Origin of the sequence: Microbacterium sp. NPDC056044 (assembly GCF_042267145.1) — a bacterium.
GTDB lineage: Bacteria > Actinomycetota > Actinomycetes > Actinomycetales > Microbacteriaceae > Microbacterium.
The window spans coordinates 1-1113 of sequence record NZ_JBHJWZ010000013.1 but is presented as its reverse complement, the minus strand read 5'-3'; the positions used below and the strand labels follow the sequence as shown (position 1 = coordinate 1113).

1 protein-coding gene is annotated in these 1113 nt (G+C 66.5%); it reads left to right on the top strand.

What is annotated here, in order from left to right; all coding sequences use genetic code 11:
• Positions 1-122: 122 nt before the first annotated feature.
• Positions 123-1113, top strand: a 991-nt coding sequence (locus tag ACFC1I_RS21045) for an IS481 family transposase (RefSeq protein WP_376014104.1), incomplete at its 3' end; no start/stop codon positions are given.

The window sequence follows — 1113 nt, the reverse complement described above, 5'->3', positions numbered from 1 at the left end:
CTAGATGTGATGTCCAGGGACGTTGTTTCGGGGATTCGTCTTTGAGGTGCTGACAGGCGAAGGCCTCCCGGGTGTGAAGTGGAGCTGTTCAAGGAACCGCTTCACGAACCAAGGAGGCCTTCGTGTCCCACGCTAACGCTGCGCTGACCCCGCGCGCTCGTCTCAGGCTGGCGACGTTGATCGTCGAGGATGGCTGGCCCGTTGCCGTCGCGGCGAAGATGTTCATGGTCTCGCCCGTCACCGCCCGCAAGTGGGCGGCTCGGCTGCGCTCGGAGGGTGCAGCCGGGATGGTTGACAGGTCGAGCCGTCCCCGCTTCACGCCTACCAAGACGCCGCTGCCGGTGGTGAAGAGGATCGTGCGGCTGCGGTGGCGTGGCCGGCTCGGTCCGGCGCAGATTGCCGGGGAGCTTGGGCTTCCGGTCTCGACCGTGCATGCCGTGTTGGTGCGGTGCCGAATCAACCGGCTCAGCCGCATCGACCGGGCCACCGGCGAACCGATCCGACGCTACGAACACGATCATCCGGGGTCGCTGATCCACGTCGATGTCACGAAGTTCGGCAACATCCCCGACGGTGGCGGGCACCGGTTCCTGGGCCGTCAAGCAGCCCGGCCGAACCGGTCCACGACCTCGCGTCGCACCGGCGAGTGGGCACCTGCCTGGCAGCCGCGAATCGGGCGATCGTTCCTCCACACCGTCATCGATGATCACTCTCGGGTGGCCTACGTCGAGATCTGCGCCGACGAGAAGGCCGACACCGCGATCGGCGTGCTGCGCCGCGCGGTGTCGTGGTTCGCCGATCGAGGCGTCACCGTCGAGCGCGTCCTCTCCGACAACGGCTCCGCCTACAAGTCATACGCGTGGCGAGACGCCTGCCACGAGCTCGGCGTCACCCCGAAGCGGACCCGGCCTTACCGGCCCCAGACCAACGGCAAAATCGAGAGATTCCACCGCACCCTCGCCGACGGCTGGGCCTACGCCCGGTTCTACGGTTCAGAGTCCGAGCGCCGCAACGCGCTACCCGGCTGGATCCACTTCTACAATCACCACAGGCGACACTCCGCAATCGGAGCCGCACCCTTCAGCAGACTCAACAACCTGCCTGGACATCACA